2 protein-coding genes are annotated in these 1,157 nt (G+C 69.3%); one reads left to right on the top strand and one right to left on the bottom strand.

Going from position 1 to position 1,157, the window contains the following annotated elements:
- Positions 1-809, bottom strand: an 809-nt coding sequence (locus tag ACWD6N_RS37770; protein ID WP_450006770.1) for an NAD(P)-dependent oxidoreductase, incomplete at its 3' end; no start/stop codon positions are given.
- A 58-nt stretch (positions 810-867) separates the two neighbouring features.
- Here ACWD6N_RS37770 and ACWD6N_RS37765 point away from each other — a divergent pair.
- The coding region (locus ACWD6N_RS37765) for a MerR family transcriptional regulator (protein ID WP_450006768.1) at positions 868-1,157 on the top strand (290 nt) is incomplete at its 3' end.

The following is a 1,157-nucleotide window of genomic DNA, read 5'->3' as shown; positions in this document are numbered from 1 at the left end:
TGTACGGCTTGCAGCGGTGTGGTGTCGATGCCGCGAGCGGCGGCGGCGTCGATGACGTGGGCCACAGCGGAGCCTGCCGACGCGATACTGGAGACGTCGGCGGGAAAACGGCCGGCAGCAAGCTGATCGGCAAACCGGTCGGCCATGTCGGGCAGCAGGCCGCCGATCCCCTTGGCGAAGCGGGCGAACGCGGCAGGCTCGATGCCCTCGGCGATGGCCAGGGCGAAGGCGTGCGCGAGTCCGCCGACGGACATGGTGAACAGGTCGAGCAAGGCCATCTCGTATGCCGACGCGATACCAATGTCGTCGCCGAGGTAGACGCTGGTGCCGCCGAAGCTCTCCAGAAGGGCGCGGCTGCGATCGAACGGGGAGTGCGGGCCGCTGTAGAGGATCGTTGCCGCGGGTGTACCGATCGTGGGGGCCGGCGTCAGGATGGCGCCATCCAGGTAGTTGATGCCGCGCTGTGCGGCCCAGCCCGCCATGGCGCGTGCTTCTCCGGCGTGGCCACTGCTGAGGTTGACGAGCGTGCCCGTGGGCCACTCGGCGAGGTCGGCCACGCTCGCGCGGACGGCGCCATAGTTGATCATGCACGCGATGGTGATCGATGCCCCACGCGCTGCATCGGCTACCGTGGGCGCGAGCACGGCACCATGGGCCACGAGTGCTTCCGCCTTGTCCGGCGTGCGGTTCCAGACCACCGTGGGGTGGCCGGCGGCGAGCGCCGAGGCGGCGAGCGCCCGGCCCATCGGGCCAAGCCCCAGGATGGCAATAGCGGGGCGCTGTTCGTGCTCAACGTTGTTGTCTGTCACAGCGGTGACGGTAAACCTTCACGTTGACGTGAAGGTCAAGTCCTGATGTGCTCTGGACATGCGGATCAGCGAACTGGCCCGACAGACCGGCGCCACCCCCCGCGCCCTGCGCTACTACGAGGAGCAGGGCCTGTTGAAGCCCGCCCGTCGCGCGAGCGGCTACCGGGACTACGACGGGCAAGCCGTGCGCACGGTGCGGCACATCCAACTGCTGCTCTCCGCCGGCTTGGGCACCACCGCGATCGCCGAGATCCTGCCCTGCGTCCCCGACGACACGACGGTGCTCGCACCCACCTGCCCCGAACTCCTCGACGCCCTGGCCGAGGAGCGCACCCGAATCACCAGGTC

The sequence above is a fragment of the Micromonospora sp. NPDC005163 genome, from assembly GCF_053599835.1.
Note: the sequence above shows the minus strand (reverse complement) of the source record. Positions and strands in the feature narration are given on the sequence as shown.